13 protein-coding genes are annotated in these 15,620 nt (G+C 69.4%); 4 read left to right on the top strand and 9 right to left on the bottom strand.

Annotation, left to right across the window (positions count from 1 at the left end; genetic code table 11):
- Window positions 1-132 precede the first annotated feature (132 nt).
- Genes F6W70_RS04245 through F6W70_RS04225 form a run of 5 tightly spaced genes read right to left on the bottom strand, consistent with a single transcriptional unit; the run spans window position 133 to window position 5,211 of the window.
- Window positions 133-861 carry a FadR/GntR family transcriptional regulator gene (locus tag F6W70_RS04245; RefSeq protein WP_055865065.1) on the bottom strand — a complete coding sequence of 243 codons (729 nt, stop codon included), beginning with the start codon at window positions 859-861 and terminating at the stop codon, window positions 133-135.
- Window positions 862-894: 33 nt separating this feature from the next.
- On the bottom strand, window positions 895-1,674 hold the full coding sequence (locus F6W70_RS04240; RefSeq protein ID WP_055865069.1) for a 3-oxoacyl-ACP reductase: 780 nt from the start codon (window positions 1,672-1,674) through the stop codon (window positions 895-897).
- Between the two features lie 39 nt (window positions 1,675-1,713).
- The gene (locus tag F6W70_RS04235) at window positions 1,714-3,075 is read right to left on the bottom strand and encodes an aldehyde dehydrogenase family protein (protein ID WP_151485993.1); all 1,362 of its coding nucleotides are present in this window, start codon (window positions 3,073-3,075) and stop codon (window positions 1,714-1,716) included.
- A complete protein-coding gene (locus tag F6W70_RS04230) occupies window positions 3,072-3,824 on the bottom strand; it encodes a gamma-glutamyl-gamma-aminobutyrate hydrolase family protein (protein WP_055865075.1) in 753 nt (250 codons plus the stop codon). Before F6W70_RS04230 ends, F6W70_RS04235 begins: the two co-directional genes overlap by 4 nt.
- Window positions 3,805-5,211 (bottom strand): glutamine synthetase family protein, encoded by a 1,407-nt coding sequence (locus F6W70_RS04225; RefSeq protein WP_151485992.1) that lies wholly within the window; start codon window positions 5,209-5,211, stop codon window positions 3,805-3,807. Before F6W70_RS04225 ends, F6W70_RS04230 begins: the two co-directional genes overlap by 20 nt.
- 105 nt (window positions 5,212-5,316) lie before the next feature.
- Here F6W70_RS04225 and F6W70_RS04220 point away from each other — a divergent pair, with 105 nt between their 5' ends.
- On the top strand, window positions 5,317-6,867 hold the full coding sequence (locus tag F6W70_RS04220) for an amino acid permease (RefSeq protein WP_141385887.1): 1,551 nt from the start codon (window positions 5,317-5,319) through the stop codon (window positions 6,865-6,867).
- A gap of 62 nt (window positions 6,868-6,929) precedes the next feature.
- Here the strand turns inward: F6W70_RS04220 and F6W70_RS04215 are convergent, their stop codons facing one another.
- Window positions 6,930-7,202 (bottom strand): metal-sensitive transcriptional regulator, encoded by a 273-nt coding sequence (locus tag F6W70_RS04215; RefSeq protein WP_017828890.1) that lies wholly within the window; start codon window positions 7,200-7,202, stop codon window positions 6,930-6,932.
- 104 nt (window positions 7,203-7,306) lie between these two features.
- Here F6W70_RS04215 and F6W70_RS04210 point away from each other — a divergent pair, with 104 nt between their 5' ends.
- Genes F6W70_RS04210 through F6W70_RS04200 form a run of 3 tightly spaced genes read left to right on the top strand, consistent with a single transcriptional unit; the run spans window position 7,307 to window position 10,055 of the window.
- On the top strand, window positions 7,307-8,584 hold the full coding sequence (locus tag F6W70_RS04210; protein ID WP_151485991.1) for a DUF445 domain-containing protein: 1,278 nt from the start codon (window positions 7,307-7,309) through the stop codon (window positions 8,582-8,584).
- A 2-nt stretch (window positions 8,585-8,586) separates the two neighbouring features.
- Window positions 8,587-9,519 carry an agmatinase family protein gene (locus F6W70_RS04205; RefSeq protein ID WP_151485990.1) on the top strand — a complete coding sequence of 311 codons (933 nt, stop codon included), beginning with the start codon at window positions 8,587-8,589 and terminating at the stop codon, window positions 9,517-9,519.
- A complete protein-coding gene (locus F6W70_RS04200) occupies window positions 9,516-10,055 on the top strand; it encodes a DEAD/DEAH box helicase family protein (RefSeq protein ID WP_151485989.1) in 540 nt (179 codons plus the stop codon). Before F6W70_RS04205 ends, F6W70_RS04200 begins: the two co-directional genes overlap by 4 nt.
- Window positions 10,056-10,110: 55 nt before the next feature.
- Here the strand turns inward: F6W70_RS04200 and F6W70_RS04195 are convergent, their stop codons facing one another.
- The 3 genes from F6W70_RS04195 to F6W70_RS04185 all read right to left on the bottom strand — a co-directional run bounded on the left by F6W70_RS04195 (window position 10,111) and on the right by F6W70_RS04185 (window position 15,530).
- Window positions 10,111-11,508: a HupE/UreJ family protein gene (locus F6W70_RS04195; RefSeq protein ID WP_318278789.1), complete on the bottom strand. Its 1,398-nt coding sequence runs from the start codon at window positions 11,506-11,508 to the stop codon at window positions 10,111-10,113.
- A complete protein-coding gene (locus F6W70_RS04190) occupies window positions 11,505-14,654 on the bottom strand; it encodes a LamG-like jellyroll fold domain-containing protein (RefSeq protein WP_170287854.1) in 3,150 nt (1,049 codons plus the stop codon). The genes F6W70_RS04195 and F6W70_RS04190 overlap by 4 nt, the downstream gene beginning before the upstream one ends.
- Before the next feature lie 162 nt (window positions 14,655-14,816).
- Window positions 14,817-15,530 (bottom strand): GntR family transcriptional regulator, encoded by a 714-nt coding sequence (locus F6W70_RS04185; protein ID WP_082531366.1) that lies wholly within the window; start codon window positions 15,528-15,530, stop codon window positions 14,817-14,819.
- Between the last annotated feature and the right edge of the window lie 90 nt (window positions 15,531-15,620).

The following is a 15,620-nucleotide window of genomic DNA, read 5'->3' as shown; positions in this document are numbered from 1 at the left end:
CTCCCCATTGAGATTCGCTTGTCGCGAGTCTGTCATAGGAAAGGCGCCAGGTATAGCGAAATCGGAAGTCTCTTGATCCGTTCGCAACTGTATCCGTTGCGAAATCTCAAAAAAGCGACCGATTAGCGCTGATCAGATGAGGAAGCCGCGCAGCAGCGCCTCGGAGCCGGCGAGGTGGTCGCGCATCGCCGCCTCTGCCGCATCCGGACGCCCGGCGAGGATCGCGGTGACGATGCTCTCGTGCTGCTCGCCCGAGTGCTGGATGTTGCGCGGCATCAGCGGGAACGTGTCGAGCCACACGTTGACATCGGCTCTGTTCTCGGCGACGAGCGCGACGAGCGACGGGATGCCCGCGGCCTCGGCGATCGCCAGGTGGAGCAGCGTGTCCAGTCGCCGATACTCCTCCGGTCCGGCCGGCAGCGCCGCTTCATGTCGCGCCCACAGGTCGGCACGGGTCGAGGCGTCGAGCGATCGACTCGCCGCGGCGCGCACGGCCCCGGTCTCGAGCACGCGGCGCAGTCCGAGGACGTCGTCGATCTCCTCGGGCGTCACCGTCCCCGACGTGGTCGGGTGAGGCAGCGGGTCGGCGACGAACGTCCCCCCGTACCGCCCGCGCCGCGGCAGCAGGTAGCCGGTGTCCGCCAGTTCGCGGATCGCCTCGCGCACGGTGTCCCGGCTCACCCCGAACGACGCGGCGAGCTCGCGCTCCGGCGGCAGCGACTCCCCCGGAGCGACCACGCCGAGCCGGATCGTCTGCACGAGGCGGGCGACCGTGTCCTCGAGGGCGTTGCCGCGCCGCAGCGGTCGGTAGACCGCTTTGCGAACCTCGACGAGGTCGCCGTCGTGGGGGTGCTCGCTCATGCCTTCACCCTGTCACAGCGAGGTGAGGGTCGCTCACAGCGGGGTGACGTAGGCGTTCGTGATCCCGCCGTCGACGACGAAGGCGCTCGCGGTGATGAACGACGAGTCGTCCGAGGCGAGGAAGGCCACGGCCGCCGCGAGTTCCGCGGGCTCGGCGAAGCGGCCCATCGGCACGTGGACGAGGCGCCGCTGCGCACGTTCCGGGTCCTTGGCGAACAGCTCCTGCAGCAGCGGGGTGTTCACCGGTCCAGGGCACAGCGCGTTGACCCGCACCCCCTGACGCGCGAACTGCACCCCGAGCTCACGGGACATCGCCAGCACGCCGCCCTTCGACGCGGTGTAGCTGATCTGCGAGGTCGCCGATCCGAGCAGCGCGACGAACGACGCGGTGTTGATGATGGAGCCGCGCCCCGCAGGCACCATGTGGCGCAGCGCCGCACGGCTGCACAGGTACACGCTCTTGAGGTTCACGTCCTGCACCCGATCCCAGGCCGGGAGCTCGGTCGTCTCGATGGAGTCGTCGTCGGCCGGCGAGATGCCCGCGTTGTTGAAGGCGATGTCGATGCGGCCGAACTCCTCGGCGACGCCGTCGAACAGCGCGTCGACCTTGGCCTCGTCGGCGACGTCGACCGGACGGAACGCCCCGCCCACCGCGGCCGCCGCCGCCTCTCCGGTCGTCGGATCGACGTCGGCGATCACGACGAAGGCGCCCTCCGCGGCGAACCGCTGGGCGGTGGCGAACCCGATGCCGCTCGCGCCACCGGTGATGATGGCGACGCGGTCCTTCAGTCGCTGGGTCAGATCGATGCTCATGTGGGTTCTCCGTTCCGGGTGGGTGAGGGGACGACGCGATCAGGCTTCATCGGTCGCGAAGAAGACGTTCTTGGTCTCGGTGAAGTGCTCGGCGGCGTCGGGGCCGAGCTCGCGCCCCAGGCCCGACGCCTTCATGCCGCCGAACGGTGTGGAGTACCGCACCGAGGAGTGGGAGTTCACCGACAGCACGCCGCTGCGCACACCCCGTGCCACGCGCACACCGCGCCCCAGGCTCTCGGTCCACACGGAGCCGGCGAGCCCGTAGGCGGTGTCGTTGGCCAGACGGATGGCGTCGGCCTCATCCTCGAACGGCATCACCGCGACGACGGGCCCGAACACCTCCTGCTGGGCGATGCGGTCGGCGGGGTCGGCGAGCACGACGGCCGGAGCGAACCAGAACCCGTCCCCGTCCGGCGCGCTTCCCCGGAACGCGATGTCGGCGCCGTCGAGGAAAGAGGCGACGGTGTCGCGGTGCCCTGCCGAGATGAGCGGCCCCATGTCGGTGTCCTCGCGTGCGGGGTCGCCCACGCGCCAGGCGGCCACGGCCGGTTCGAGCAGTTCGAGGAAGCGGTCGTACACCGAGCGCTGCACGAGCAGGCGACTGCGAGCGCAGCAGTCCTGGCCTGCGTTGTCGAACACCGAACCGGGCACCCCCGCCGCCGCGCGTTCGAGGTCGGCATCGGCGAAGACGATGTTCGCGCTCTTGCCGCCGAGTTCGAGAGTGACCGGCTTGAGCGCTCTCGCGCAGCCGGCCGCGACCTCGATGCCGACCTCGGTCGAGCCGGTGAAGACCACCTTGCGCACGTCGGGGTGCTCGACCAGACGCTGACCGACGACCGAGCCCGAGCCCGTGACGACCTCGAACAGCCCTTCCGGGAGTCCGGCCTCGAGCGCGAGCTCACCGAGGCGGATCGCAGTGAGCGGGGTCAGTTCGGCGGGCTTCAGCACCACGGCGTTGCCCGCGGCGAGCGCCGGCGCGAACGCCCAGGAGGCGATCGTCATGGGGAAGTTCCAGGGCACGATGACGCCGACGACGCCGTAGGGGTCGTGGAAGGTGACATCGAGCCCGCCGGCCACCGGGATCTGCCGCCCGGACAGCCGCTCCGGGTCGGCGGAATAGTAGTTGAGCACCTGGGCGACGTGCCCGGCCTCCCACCGTGCGGAGCCGATCGGATGCCCGGAGTTGAGCACCTCCAGCTGGGCCAGCTCCTCGACCGCGCCCTCGACCGCACGGGCGAACGCCCGAAGCGCGTCGGCTCTGGCGATCGGAGCCAGTGCCGCCCACCGGCGCTGGGCGGCGACCGCACGGGCGATCGCCGCATCGGTCTCTCCGACATCCGCGCGCGCGACGTCGCGGATCGCGGCTCCGGTCGACGGGTTGATGACTGTGAACGCACTCATCGGGCGTCCTCCTTCCGCTGCGCGGCGAACGCACGCGCCTGTGAGACGAGATCTGCGAAGAGACGCCGGTCTTCGGCGTTCTCCTCCGGATGCCATTGGATGCCGACGATGCGGCCGGCCGAGGTGTCGACGAACGCCTGCACGAGTCCATCGTCGGAGCGGGCGGCCGCGACCAGCCCCTCCCCGAGTCGATCGATGCCCTGATGGTGGTAGCTGTGCACCCGCACATCTCCCGCGCCGAGCACCTCGGCGAGCGCGGTCTCGTCCGAGACCTCGATGTCGTTCTCGGCGAACACGCCTCCGCCGAGGCGGTACCGTTCGGTGCCGAGCGACTCGGGGAGGTGCTGCTGGAGAGTGCCGCCGCGCGCCACGTTGACCAGCTGCAGCCCCCGGCAGATCGCGAGCACCGGGATGCGCCGCCGCTCCGCCGCCCGGAACAGCGCCAGCTCCCACGCGTCACGGTCGACACGAGCGGGGTCGGTCAGCGGATGCCGCTGCGCGCCGTAGAGCTCGGGCGCGACATCGGCCCCGCCGGAGAGGATCAGTCCGTCCATCCCGGCGATCGCCGCATCCGCCGATTCCGGGTCCTGCGGGGGCAGCAGCAGCGCGATGCCGCCGGACGCCGTCACACCGGTCAGGTACTGCTCGGGCAGGAATGCCGCCCGCACATCCCACACCCCCTGCTGCGCCCGCTCCAGGTAGGTCGTGACCCCGATCAGGGGTGCCGGGTCAGAGCCGCTCGAAACCACGGACGCGCTCCCAGTCGGTCACGGCGGCATCGTAGGCTTCCAGCTCGATGCGCGCCTGGTTCAGATAGTGGTCCACGACGTCATCGCCGAAGGCCTCCCTGGCGATAGTCGACGCGCTGAACAGCTGTGCGGCCTCGCGCAAGGTCGTCGGCAGGTGGTCGACGCCCGCCTCGTAGGCGTTGCCCTCGAACCGCTCGGGCAGGGCCAGCTCGTTCTCGATGCCGTACAGGCCACCGGCGATGATCGCCGAGATGCCCATGTACGGGTTCACATCGCCGCCGGGCACCCGGTTCTCGACCCGCAGCCCCGATCCGCTGCCGATCACGCGCAGCGCACAGGTGCGGTTGTCGATGCCCCAGGCCACGCCGGTCGGCGCGAAACTGCCCTTCGCGAAGCGCTTGTACGAGTTGATGTTGGGCGCATACAGCAGCGTGAACTCGCGCAGGGTGGCGAGGATGCCGGCGATCCAGTGCTCCATGACGGGGCTGAAGCCGTGCGCACCGTCGCCGGCCATCACCGGCGTCCCGTCGTCGGCGCGCAGGGAGAGGTGGATGTGGCAGCTGTTGCCCTCGCGCTCGTTGAACTTCGCCATGAACGTGAGCGACTGCCCGTGCTGCGCGGCGATCTCCTTCGCGCCGTTCTTGTAGATCACGTGCTGATCGGCCGTCTCGCGCACCTCGGCATAGCGGAACGCGATCTCCTGCTGCCCGAGGTTGCACTCGCCCTTCACGCCTTCGCAGTAGAGACCCGCTCCGTCCATGCCGAGGCGGATGTCGCGCAGCAGCGGTTCCATGCGGGTCGAGGCCTGCAGGTTGTAGTCGACGTTGTAGTCGGTGGCCGGTGTCAGCCCCTCGTACTTGCGCGCCCACGCGTCGCGGTAGGTGTTCTCGAACACGATGAATTCGAGCTCGGTGCCGGAGAAGGCCGTCCATCCGCGCTCTGCGAGCCGGTCGCGCTGCCGGTCGAGGATCGCCCGCGGCGAGGGACCGACGGGCTCGCCGTTCTGCCAGACCAGGTCGGCCATGATCAGCACGCTGCCCTCGAGCCACGGCATCCGCCGCAGGGTCGCGACATCGGGGCGCAGCACCATGTCGCCGTACCCGCGGTTCCACCCCGACATCGCGTAGCCGTCGACCGTGTTCATGTCGACGTCGACGGACAGCAGGTAGTCGCAGGCCTCGGCGCCGTGATGAAGGATGTCGTCCTGGAACAGCCGCGCGGAGACCCGCTTTCCGACCAGTCGACCCTGCGCATCGGCGAAGGCCACGATCACCGTGTCGATCTCACCGGCGGCGATGCCGGCATCCAGCTGCTCGATGCTGAGGTTTCCCGACATCTTCTCGCTCCCGTCGTCGTGGTGAAGCGATCGACCGACCGGCTTCGCCATCAGAGTAGATCACTGTCGCGTTTAAAGGTAGACGAAACCACCATTGACTGCCACAATCATCCGCAAGGTGCACCCGGCGCCTGTGTGCATGCGAACGGAGAGCGGATGTCTGAGCAGAGCAATGAATCCCGCAAGGTCGCTGGGGCGACCTATACACGTGCCGGGAGCGAGTACTTCGAGAAACGGACGCTGAAGAGATCCGCCGGCGTCTGGGGCCTGTGGGGCCTTGCGGTCGCTGCCGTCATCTCCGGCGACTTCTCCGGCTGGAACTTCGGCATCGACTTCGCGGGCTTCGGCGGGATGCTGATCGCCTTCGCGATCCTCGTGCTCATGTACTACGGCATGATCTTCGCGATCGGCGAGATGGCCGCGATGATGCCGCACACCGGTGGCGCGTACTCCTTCGCACGATCGGCGATGGGACCGTGGGGTGGTCTCGTGACCGGGGCTGCCGAGACGATCGAGTACGTCGCCACCACGGCGGTGATCGTCTACTTCTCGGCGTCGTATGCGAACGGCATCACCAGTGAGCTGCTCGGCCTCGAGCTGCCGGGGTGGGCCTGGTACCTCATCCTCTACATCGTCTTCATTGCTCTGAACTCCGCGGGTGCGGCGATCTCCTTCCGCTTCGCGATCGTCGTCTCGATCATCTCGATCGGCATCATCCTGGTCTTCTCCGCGATGGCGGTCTTCTCCGGCGCCTTCAGCTGGGACGCACTGTGGGACATCGCCCCCGACCCCGGCCAGACGGAGTTCCTGCCGCACGGCGTGCTGCCGATCCTGTTCGCTCTCCCGTTCGCGATGTGGTTCTTCCTCGGTATCGAAGAGCTGCCGCTGGCCGCCGAGGAATCGCACAACCCGACCCGCGACATCCCGAAGGCCGGATTCTGGGCTCGCGGCACGCTCATCGTCACGGGTCTGCTCGTGCTGTTCCTGAACACCGGCGTGATCGGAGCCGAGGCCACCGGCACTGCGGGCGAGCCCCTGCTCGACGGCTTCCGTGCGATCGTCGGCGATCAGCTCGCCGCCGTGCTCGCCCTCTTCGCCCTCATCGGACTGCTCGCCTCGCTGCAGGGGATCATGTTCGCCTACGGCCGCAACATGTACTCGCTGTCACGCGCCGGCTACTACCCGCGCTTCCTGTCACTGACCGGCAAGCGCCAGACCCCGTGGGTCGCCCTCGTCGTGGGTGCGGCGATCGGCTTCGTCGCCCTCATCGTGCTCGACGTCCTCGCAGCCGTCGACGCCGAGGGTGCGGGTTCCGTCGCCGGTGCGATCGTGCTGAACATCGCCGTGTGGGGAGCCGTGCTGGCCTACGGCCTCCAGCTGGTCTCGTTCATGATCCTGCGCAAGAAGTACCCGAACGTCGACCGTCCGTATCGCAGCCCGTGGGGCATCCCCGGTGCCGCGGTCGCGCTGGTGATCGCCGCACTGATCTTCGTCGGGTTCCTGCTCAACCCGACGTTCGGCCCGGCGATCGTGGCGATCGCGATCGTCTACGTCGTGATCCTGCTCGGGTTCGGACTCTTCTTCCGCCACCGCCTGGTGCTCTCCCCCGAGGAGGAGTACGCGATCTCGGGCGGCACCCACGGCGACCCGCAGGCCGAGGGCTACGACGCCATGGAGGGTGAGGTCTTCGACGACAGCGGCAGGTGAATCACCGCGCAGCGCCTCGACGACTCGGTCGGGGCGCTGTGTCGTGCCCGGCTCGGAACGCCCTACTTGCGGTCGAAGTCGAAGGCCTTGAGGAGTTCGACGACGGCCTTGTCGCGCTCCTCGCCGCCCTCGTCGAACATGTGGGTGACGTGTGTGCGGAGGTGGTTCTCCAGCAGCAGGCGGTTCAACGACTCCAGCGAGCGCTGGATGGCGCGGGACTGCGTGATGATGTCCATGCAGTACTCCTCGTTCTCGATCATCCGCGCGACGCCGCGCATCTGGCCCTCGAGGATGCTGGTGCGGTGCAGAGCACGCTTCTTGATGTCTTCGATCACCCCTTGAGGGTACTCGTCCGTCGAGGCGGACGGCTGTCTGAGCACCGAGACACCGCACCTGCGCCGTCGGCACCGCGACGACGACGGCGTGAAAGGATGACGTCATGCCGCGAACACCGATGGCGATGCTGTCCCCCTCCGACCAGGAGCGCCTGCGCGCGCTCCGAAGAATGAAGGCCGTCGCCCTCGGAGCTCTGGTGTTCATGGCCGTCGTCTTCGTGTTCGCCTTCGCGTTCCAGCAGCGGTTCGAGGGGCTCGCCTATGTGCGCGCTGCGGCCGAGGGCGGCATGGTGGGTGCGCTCGCGGACTGGTTCGCCGTCACCGCACTGTTCCGCCGTCCGCTCGGCCTCCCGATCCCGCACACCGCGATCATCCCCAACCGCAAGGACGAGATCGGCCGCACGCTCGGCGAGTTCGTGGAGACGAACTTCCTCGCAGCCGACGTGGTGCGCACCAAGTTGTCGAGCACGCGGATCGCGCTCCGCGCGGGCGAATGGCTGCGCGAGGCCCCGCACGCCGAGCGAGTGGGCGCCGAGGGCGCGACCATCGCCACGGCCGTGCTCAACGCGCTGAGCGATGACGATGTGCGAGACCTCATCACCGACCTCGCCCGTGAGCACCTGGTCGATCCCGAGTGGGGTCCGCCCGCGGGAGCCTGGCTCGAGAAGATCGTCGAGGCCGACGCCCATCACGGCGCCGTCGACCTGGCCGCCGACAGCATCGCGCGCTGGCTCGACGCGAATGCCGAATCGTTCAGCGGACTCGTCTCCCGTCGCCTGCCAGGGTGGGTGCCGAAGCTGGCTCATCGCTTCGTCGACGACACGGTCTACCACGAGGCCGTCAAGTTCGTGCATGCCGTGCAGGCCGACCCGCATCACCCGGCCCGCATCGCCGTCGACGGGTATCTGGCGCGTCTGGCGGACAGTCTGCAGAACGACCCGGCGACCCGCGCGAAGCTCGAGAACGCCAAGGCCTCGCTCTTCGACAGCCCGCGTGTGGGCGCCCTGGCCGCCGAGGCGTGGAACACCGCGAAGAACGGCCTGCTCAGCGCCCTCGCAGATCCGGAGAGCGGTCTGCGCCGCCGCGCGGTGCAGGCCCTGCAGGAGGTCGGAGAACGCCTCACGACCGACACCGCACTGCAGCACCGCGTCGACACCTGGGTGTCAGATGCGGCCGTGTTCCTCGTCGACCGCTACCGGCACGACATCGCCTCGATCATCACCGACACCGTCGAGCGCTGGGACCCCGCCGAGACGACCGAGAAGATCGAGCTGATGGTCGGCCGCGACCTGCAGTACATCCGACTGAACGGCACGTTCGTCGGTGCGCTGGCAGGTCTCGTCATCTTCTCCATCGCCCATGCCCTGATCCCCGGAGTCTGATCATGAGCCCCCATACCGCACAGCTCAGCAACGACCCGCTCTGGCCGCGTGCCGGATCCTGGCCCGCATTCGACGGCACCGCCGACGCCGTCGTGCTCGGAGTGCCGACCTGGCGCACCTCGCTGTCACCGACGGGAGCGCACGCGACGCCGGCCGCGATCCGCGAGGCCCTCCCCCGCTACGGGACGACGCTGATGGGTCCGCCCGCGATCGAGCTCGACGAGGTGCTGCGCATCGCCGACGCCGGTGATGTCGCCGATCCCGACGGTTCCGCCGGCGAGGCACGGGTCATCTCCCGCGTGCGCGAACTCGCCGCGGCCTCGAAGCTCGTCATCGCGCTCGGCGGCGACAACTCGCTCACCTATCCGACGGCGCTCGGGGTCGAGGCCACCGGACTGATCACGTTCGACGCGCACTTCGACCTGCGCGACGGCGTCTCCAACGGCACGCCGGTGCGACGCCTCGTGGAAGACATCCCCGCCACATCGCCGGTCGACACCACCCGGATCGACCCGACCCGGATCGTGCAGATCGGCATCGCCGACTTCGCGAACTCCGCCGCCTACGCCCGGCGCGCAGCCGACTGGGGCATCCGAGTGATCACCCTCGACGAGCTCCGCCGCCGCGGCATCGCCGACGTGATCGCTGAGGCCCTGGACGTCGCAGGAGCAGGAGCCGATCCGCGGATCCACCTCGACATCGACGTCGACGTGTGCGACCGCTCGGTGGCGCCCGGCTGCCCCGCGAGCGTTCCCGGCGGACTGCAGGCCTGGGAGCTTCGGGCGCTCACGCGTGCCGTGGCCTCGGACTCCCGTGTGGTGAGTGCCGACCTCGCAGAGGTCGATGCGACCGCCGACGCCGACGATGCCCGCACCGTGCGCCTGGCGGCGCTGTGCGTGTTGGAGCTGCTCGCCGGCCTCGCCGCACGCGGATGAGGATCGTCGTCTCGGGAACGCATGCCAGCGGCAAGAGCACGCTGATCTCGGACTTCCACGCCATCCGACCCGAGTTCCGCGTCCTCACCGACCCCTTCGACGACCTCGACCTCGACGACCCGACCGGCGAGCGGAGTTTCGCCCGGCAGCTGCGCGTCACCGCCTCACGGGTGCAGGAATCGGCCAGCTGGTCTTCGGTCATCAGCGAACGAGGACCGCTCGACTTCCTCGCCTATCTCACTGCGCTGGAGCGGCTCGGGTGCAGCGACGGCGACCTCCTCCCGCGCGCGACCGCTCTCGTGGAGGCATCGATGTCCGACATCGATCTCCTCGCGATCGTGCCGCTGGAGGCTGCCAGGATCATCCACGTGCCCGATGACGAAGACCCGGCATTGCGCCTCGCGATGGACGAAGCATTGCCCGAGCTCGTCGACGATCTCGATCGCGACGGCCTTCTCCCCCGCACGATCACGATCACCGGCAGCCCTGAAGCACGACTTCGGCTGCTCCTCGAGGCCAGCGCACCCTCGTCGTGAACGAACTCCTCGGGGCCGGTGTACCCGCCTCCGCCACGGAGGCGGGTGCACCGGTTCAGGCTCCGGCGATCAGCCTCTCGATGAACCAGAACAGCCCGACGGCGGCGACGACCGCGGCGATCCAGAATCCCGCCGAGGGCAGCCGCCGCCGCAGCAGCACGAACAGCGGGAACACCACCGCGATCACCAGAAGCTGCGCTAGCTCGATGCCCACGTTGAAGACGAGGAGCGCCCCGAGCAGATCCCACGAGAACGGCTCGTCGATTCCCAGCGCTCCGGCGAAGCCCACGCCGTGCATCAGCCCGAAGGCGAAGACCACGCCGATACGCAGCAGATCCCCTCGGGTGAAGCCGTCGACCACCGGTGCGGATGCCGGCGCCGCGAGGATCCGCTCTCGCACAGCGACAGCGCTCCCGCCGCCTCCGACGAGCGGCTGCCCGTCGAGAGGACCCTGGGCCTTCCCGGAAAGAAGCCGAAGCGTCCCGTCCGCCCCCATCGCATCCGTCCTCCTGGCACGCCGGAACCGTCGCATCTCCCAGAGCGCGACGACGGCGATCGACAGGGCGATGGCCGGCTCCACGATCCACGCGGGAATGCTCACCACCCCGAGGGCGGCGAGGATGAAGGTCGCCGAGTGCGCGACCGTGAACGCCGTCGCCGCCAGCACGATGTCCCTGAGCCGGCGAGATCCGATGATCAGCGCCAGCAGGAACAGCAGGTGGTCGGGGCCGAGCAGCAGATGCTCCGCCCCCAGCACGAGGAACTCACCCATCCGAGAGCCCCAGTCGGTCGTGGTGACCATCGAGGGGTTCGTGTCGGTGTCGAGACTGGCCACACCCGCGCCCGAACGCACGTCGTAGTCGACGATCGTCGTCGTCATGCCCCCGGGAGCCGTTCCGGGGAACAGCTCGGTCATGATCCGATACGGCACGGGCATCGCCTCGACCTGCGCCGTGCAGTCGGCTTCGATCACCAGGCGCGCATGCGGCACGCCGTCCCGGATGACGATCTCGTAGGGCGCCACCACGGCGTTGGGGCACGCCTGCGACGGCTCCCCGTCCTGCGCCACGCTCACCGAGAACCGAGGCAGCACGTATCCCTCGACGGAGTCGGCATGGTCTTCGAGCACCGCGGGCGTGAGCTTCTCCGGATCCCGGCCGCTCGCCTGCACGTCGGCGTAGGCGTCCTGCTCGAAGGCCGTGTCGCCCATCGCCCGCGCTCCGTCGGTGGCGAGCAGGACGTACTCGATGTCGAGCACGGTGCGCACGACGCCGCGCTCGGGTTCGGACACATCGGCGAAGACCGTCGCCGCATAGCTGTGCGCCGCGGCCGGGGCCGCCGTCAGCATCACGCTGACGGCGACCCCGGTGAGGGCGACGACTCCGGCGACCAGGGTGCGGATCGCCGGTCGGGGGCGCTGGCGCGCACCCGGATGCCGACGCCCCGTGCTCATTCCTGTCCCTCCGGGCGGCGCAGCATCCGCCGGCGGAGCAGAACGCCGCCTCCGGTGAGCAGCAGCAGTCCGGCGAAGGCGAGCATCGTCGGGGCCGGGCCACCGGTCGCCGCCAGCGGATCGGACTGTCCACCGACGGAACCGCCGCCCTGGTTCGCGCCGCCTCCGGTGTTACCGCCACCGGGGTTACCGCCGGGGGTGCCACCGGGGTTGCCGCCGGGGTTGCCGCCGTCGGAGCCGGCTGTCGAGGTCACGGTGAACGTGACCTGGTTCTGCCGGGCGGCCGCGTCGGTCGCGATGTACTTCAGGGTGTAGGTGCCGGTCGCGGTCGGGGTGAACGTGTATCCGTCTCCGGCAGCCGCGGCGAGTGCCCGCAGGCCGGACGCCGGGTCGTCGACCGCCACCGGGGCACCCGACGGGTCGGTCACCTCGAGCATCGTGCTCACGCGCCCCGAGTTGTCCACGGCCTCGGCACGCGGGGCGGTGTAGGCGGTTCCGACCGTGGCCTCACCCGCGGGTTCCGGGGTAACGCGCACGAGCGGCGGCATGGTGTCCAATGCGGTGAGCTCCCGCGTCGCCACCCGGTACACGTCCTTGTCGGAGAGCGGAGCGCTGTAGACCTCGACTCCGGCGATCCGCCCGTCCATGGTGGCGTCGTCGAGCGCGCCCGACGTGTTCGCGTCGCCGCCGATCACCATGTAGCGCGCATCGGCCGCGCTGGGCTTGACGGAGAACGACACTCCCTCGGACTCGGCCTTTCGGACACCGTCGACGTACAGCCGTGCATCCTGACCGTCATACCAGGCGGTCACGTGGTACCACTGGCCGTACTTCAGGCTGACCGCCGGACGAGGCGAGGCGTACCAGAACTGCAGCTCGTACGTCGTCGCGCTGGTGCCGACGGCCTCGAGACCGATGCCGCCGCTCTGCATGCCGCCGAACACGTCGACGTATCCGCCGGCGATCGCGTCGAGACGGAAGGTCGCATCGAGCGTGAAGCCGTCCTGCAGCGCTGCATACTCCGCGTCCGTCCACTTCGGAGTGCGGATGCCGGTGGCAGCCCCCTCCGCGCCGATCACGACATCGGATCCCACGGCGGGATCGTTCTCGATCCGGGCATCGGCGCCTGCGGTGAGCGGACGCGCGGCCGGAGAGGAGTCGCTCGCCGTGCCGCCCGCGAAGCCGACATCCAGGAGATCAGCCGTGGGCAGGGCGGCGCGGAGGTCGTCGAAGGTCAGGCTGCTGGGGTCGAAGGGCCCCTCACCGCCGCTGCCCTCGGTGCTCGTGAACCGGGCCGTCAACGCCGACCCCTCCTTGCCCCAGGCGTTGATGGGGGTGACCCGCACCTCGTACTCCTTTCCGGGGAGCAGGTTCCACACCTCGTGCCTGCGGTCGGCAGGCATCGGCAGGTTGTAGAAGCCCGACCACTGCAGGAAGGAGTTGACCTCCTCGCCGGTGGCCACGTCGACCGTCGAGTAGCGGTACTTGTGCACGATGTCGCCGACGGAGTTCGGCGCGGGGACGGCCTGCGGGAACGAGACCATCGCCTTCGCGCTCGCGATGTCGCCCACGGTCACGGCCGCACCCTCCGGCCAGACCGGTCCTGCGGACTGGCTCGCTCGGTAGGTGTCGTTGAACGGGAACCGCTCGTCGTAGCTCTTGGTCTCATCCACGGAGTCAGCCACGTCCCAGGTCCACGTCTGGTCGATCCACTGATCGGCGAGCAGATCGTAGTTCTTGATGGTGACGGTGGAGCCGGTGATCTCGACGATGGCCGTCTGGCGGTTGTTGCCCGCGTCATCCGGCGTGGTGTCGTTGCCGCGGCTGGTCGGGCTCGAGTTCACGACGCCGGACTCGAACTCGTAGTACGCCAGCGGCGGCGCGTTCACGGTGGTGAATCCCTGAGTGGACCGCTCGCCGCTCCGGTTCTCCTGGCCCTGCCAGATCGAGGTCGGGATGTTCTGCGGCGTGTGGATGTGACCACCCCAGACGACAGCCTGCGGGAAGTCATCGAACACGGACTGGAAGCCGTCGCCGCACCCACTGGAGAGACCGGTGCCGTACCACTCGTTCGAGACGTAGTGGGTGCACTGGAGCGGGTGGTGCACCAGCACCATGACGGGCTTGTTCGGGTCCTCGGCCGTGGCGGCCGCCAGCCTCTGCTGCAGCCAGGACTGGGCGTAGGCGTAGTTGCCGCCGCTCGCTCCCGAGGGCTTGCCCGTGTCGGGGTCGATGGTGCCGCTGCCCGGCGACACCGTGATGACGTGGTATCCGTTCACGGTGTAGTCGGCGTTCGGCTTCTGACCGCCCGTCGCCTGCGTGAACAGGTCGTACGACGAGATGCCCGAGACATCGTGGTTTCCGAGCGACGCGATCGCCGGGATGCCGAGGCCTGCCTTCGAATCCATCGTCTGCTTGAGCCCGGCGAACTCGCCCGGCGTCGCACTGTTGGTGAGGTCGCCGACGAACAGGGCGGTCTGCACGTTCTCCTGCGCCCAGAAGTCGTAGGCCTCGGCGAGCTCGTCCCAATTGACGTGGATGTCACCGATCGCCGCGAAGCGCACGTCCGGTCCTCCGGCCTCGACCGCCGGCGCCGCCGCGACGCTCGGAGCCGCGGCCACGGCCGCATCCGGCGCACCGGTCACGGTGATCGTGCGGGTCTCCTCGCTCACACCGCCCGCGGCATCGCTGATCGAGTAGGCGACGACGTACTCGCCGGGGATCGTCGGGGTGAATCGATACCCGCCGGACTCTTCCGGCATCACCATCGTGACGACACCGGAAGGGTCTTTCACCGTGACGACGAGCTCGCTCGCGGAGCCGTCGACGTCGACCGCCGCGGCCGGCGGGAGCACGATCGCGCGCCCGACCTGACCGCTCGTCGGCGCCTCGCCGTCGAGACGGATGATGGTGCCGCCGGTCTCGGTGGAGCCAGGAGCCTCGCTGTCGGACACGGCGAGAGCCGACCGGTCGGAGGCGGCGACAGCCGGTGCAGTGAAGTTGGGTGCGGCGAAGGCCGGTGCCGCCGTCAGAGCGGGCGCCGCGATGCAGGCGGCGACGGCGACCAGCGATGCGGGGCGCAGGAGCCGGGTGAATCCACGGCGGGAGAGGGTCGGATCGGGGGCGGGCGGTTTACGACGAGACACGGAGCATCCTCTGTGAGAAGAGAAGAAATCGGACCCACCCAATCGACCGCCGCGAGATGTCCGGTGGGTGAACTCCGACCGACCTGCGCGTGTCATCGCGCGCCCGCACGACGATCCGGGCGACCCGGTGCGCACAGTGGGCGCGTGCCGTCAGCCCGGACTTCAGTCCTCGCCCGGAAGCGCGGCGGCGCCGAAGGCCTGCGCCTCGAACGAGATCGTGTGCGGGACGTAGCGGTCCTCGGCGCATTCGACGGGGCGGCCGTTCGATGCGAAGGTCTCCCGTCGCACCTGCAGGAGCGGACTGGACCTGCGCACCCCGAGCAGACGCGCATCCTCGGTGGCTGCGGCCACCGCCTCGATCCTGTGGTTCCCCGACGACACCAGGATTCCGGCATCCGCGAGCACCCGTGTCGTGGAGACGACATCGTCGGGGACGCCGGTCACATGCGGCACCACCCAGGGCGCCCAGGTCGAGCGCTCCACCATCACGGCACGCTTGTCGAGGGTCCGGACCCGGGTGAAGGTCAGGACGTCGGCATCCGTCCGAATAGCCAGCAGACGCGCCTCCCGCGCCGTCGCCTTCCTCGTCGCGCGTGCCACGATGAGACCGCCGGGTGTGCGCCCGCGACCGCGGGCCCACTGCGTGAACGACCGCATCCGGTCGAATCCCTGCGGCTGGCTGGGCTGCACGAACCATCCGGAGCCCCGGTGCGACTCGACCAGCCCCTGACGCGCCAGGGTGGCGAGCACGGTGCGGATCGTGCGTCGAGAGACGCCGTGGAGGGCGGCCAACTCCATCTCGCTGGGAAGTCCTGCTCCCCCGGCGTAGGTTCCATCGAGGATCTGCCCGCGCAGACGGGCCAGCACCTCACTCATCGGAACGCATGCGAGCGCATCACGGCGTTGTCGAGCGGAACGCTCCCGGGTTGCGACGGCACAGCTCACTCTAACGCCCGTGCGCCGTCA

It is taken from the genome of Microbacterium maritypicum (genome assembly GCF_008868125.1).
In the GTDB taxonomy this organism is placed as follows: Bacteria; Actinomycetota; Actinomycetes; order Actinomycetales; family Microbacteriaceae; genus Microbacterium; species Microbacterium maritypicum.
Note: the sequence above shows the minus strand (reverse complement) of the source record. Positions and strands in the feature narration are given on the sequence as shown.

Coding starts and splice junctions, on each gene's coding strand:
- F6W70_RS04210 (WP_151485991.1), top strand. CDS start 7,307: ATGCCGCGAACACCGATGGCGATGCTGTCCCCCTCCGACCAGGAGCGC.
- F6W70_RS04225 (WP_151485992.1), bottom strand. CDS start 5,211: ATGGCGAAGCCGGTCGGTCGATCGCTTCACCACGACGACGGGAGCGAG.
- F6W70_RS04220 (WP_141385887.1), top strand. CDS start 5,317: ATGTCTGAGCAGAGCAATGAATCCCGCAAGGTCGCTGGGGCGACCTAT.
- F6W70_RS04235 (WP_151485993.1), bottom strand. CDS start 3,075: ATGAGTGCGTTCACAGTCATCAACCCGTCGACCGGAGCCGCGATCCGC.
- F6W70_RS04195 (WP_318278789.1), bottom strand. CDS start 11,508: ATGAGCACGGGGCGTCGGCATCCGGGTGCGCGCCAGCGCCCCCGACCG.
- F6W70_RS04200 (WP_151485989.1), top strand. CDS start 9,516: ATGAGGATCGTCGTCTCGGGAACGCATGCCAGCGGCAAGAGCACGCTG.
- F6W70_RS04205 (WP_151485990.1), top strand. CDS start 8,587: ATGAGCCCCCATACCGCACAGCTCAGCAACGACCCGCTCTGGCCGCGT.
- F6W70_RS04185 (WP_082531366.1), bottom strand. CDS start 15,530: ATGAGTGAGGTGCTGGCCCGTCTGCGCGGGCAGATCCTCGATGGAACC.
- F6W70_RS04245 (WP_055865065.1), bottom strand. CDS start 861: ATGAGCGAGCACCCCCACGACGGCGACCTCGTCGAGGTTCGCAAAGCG.
- F6W70_RS04240 (WP_055865069.1), bottom strand. CDS start 1,674: ATGAGCATCGATCTGACCCAGCGACTGAAGGACCGCGTCGCCATCATC.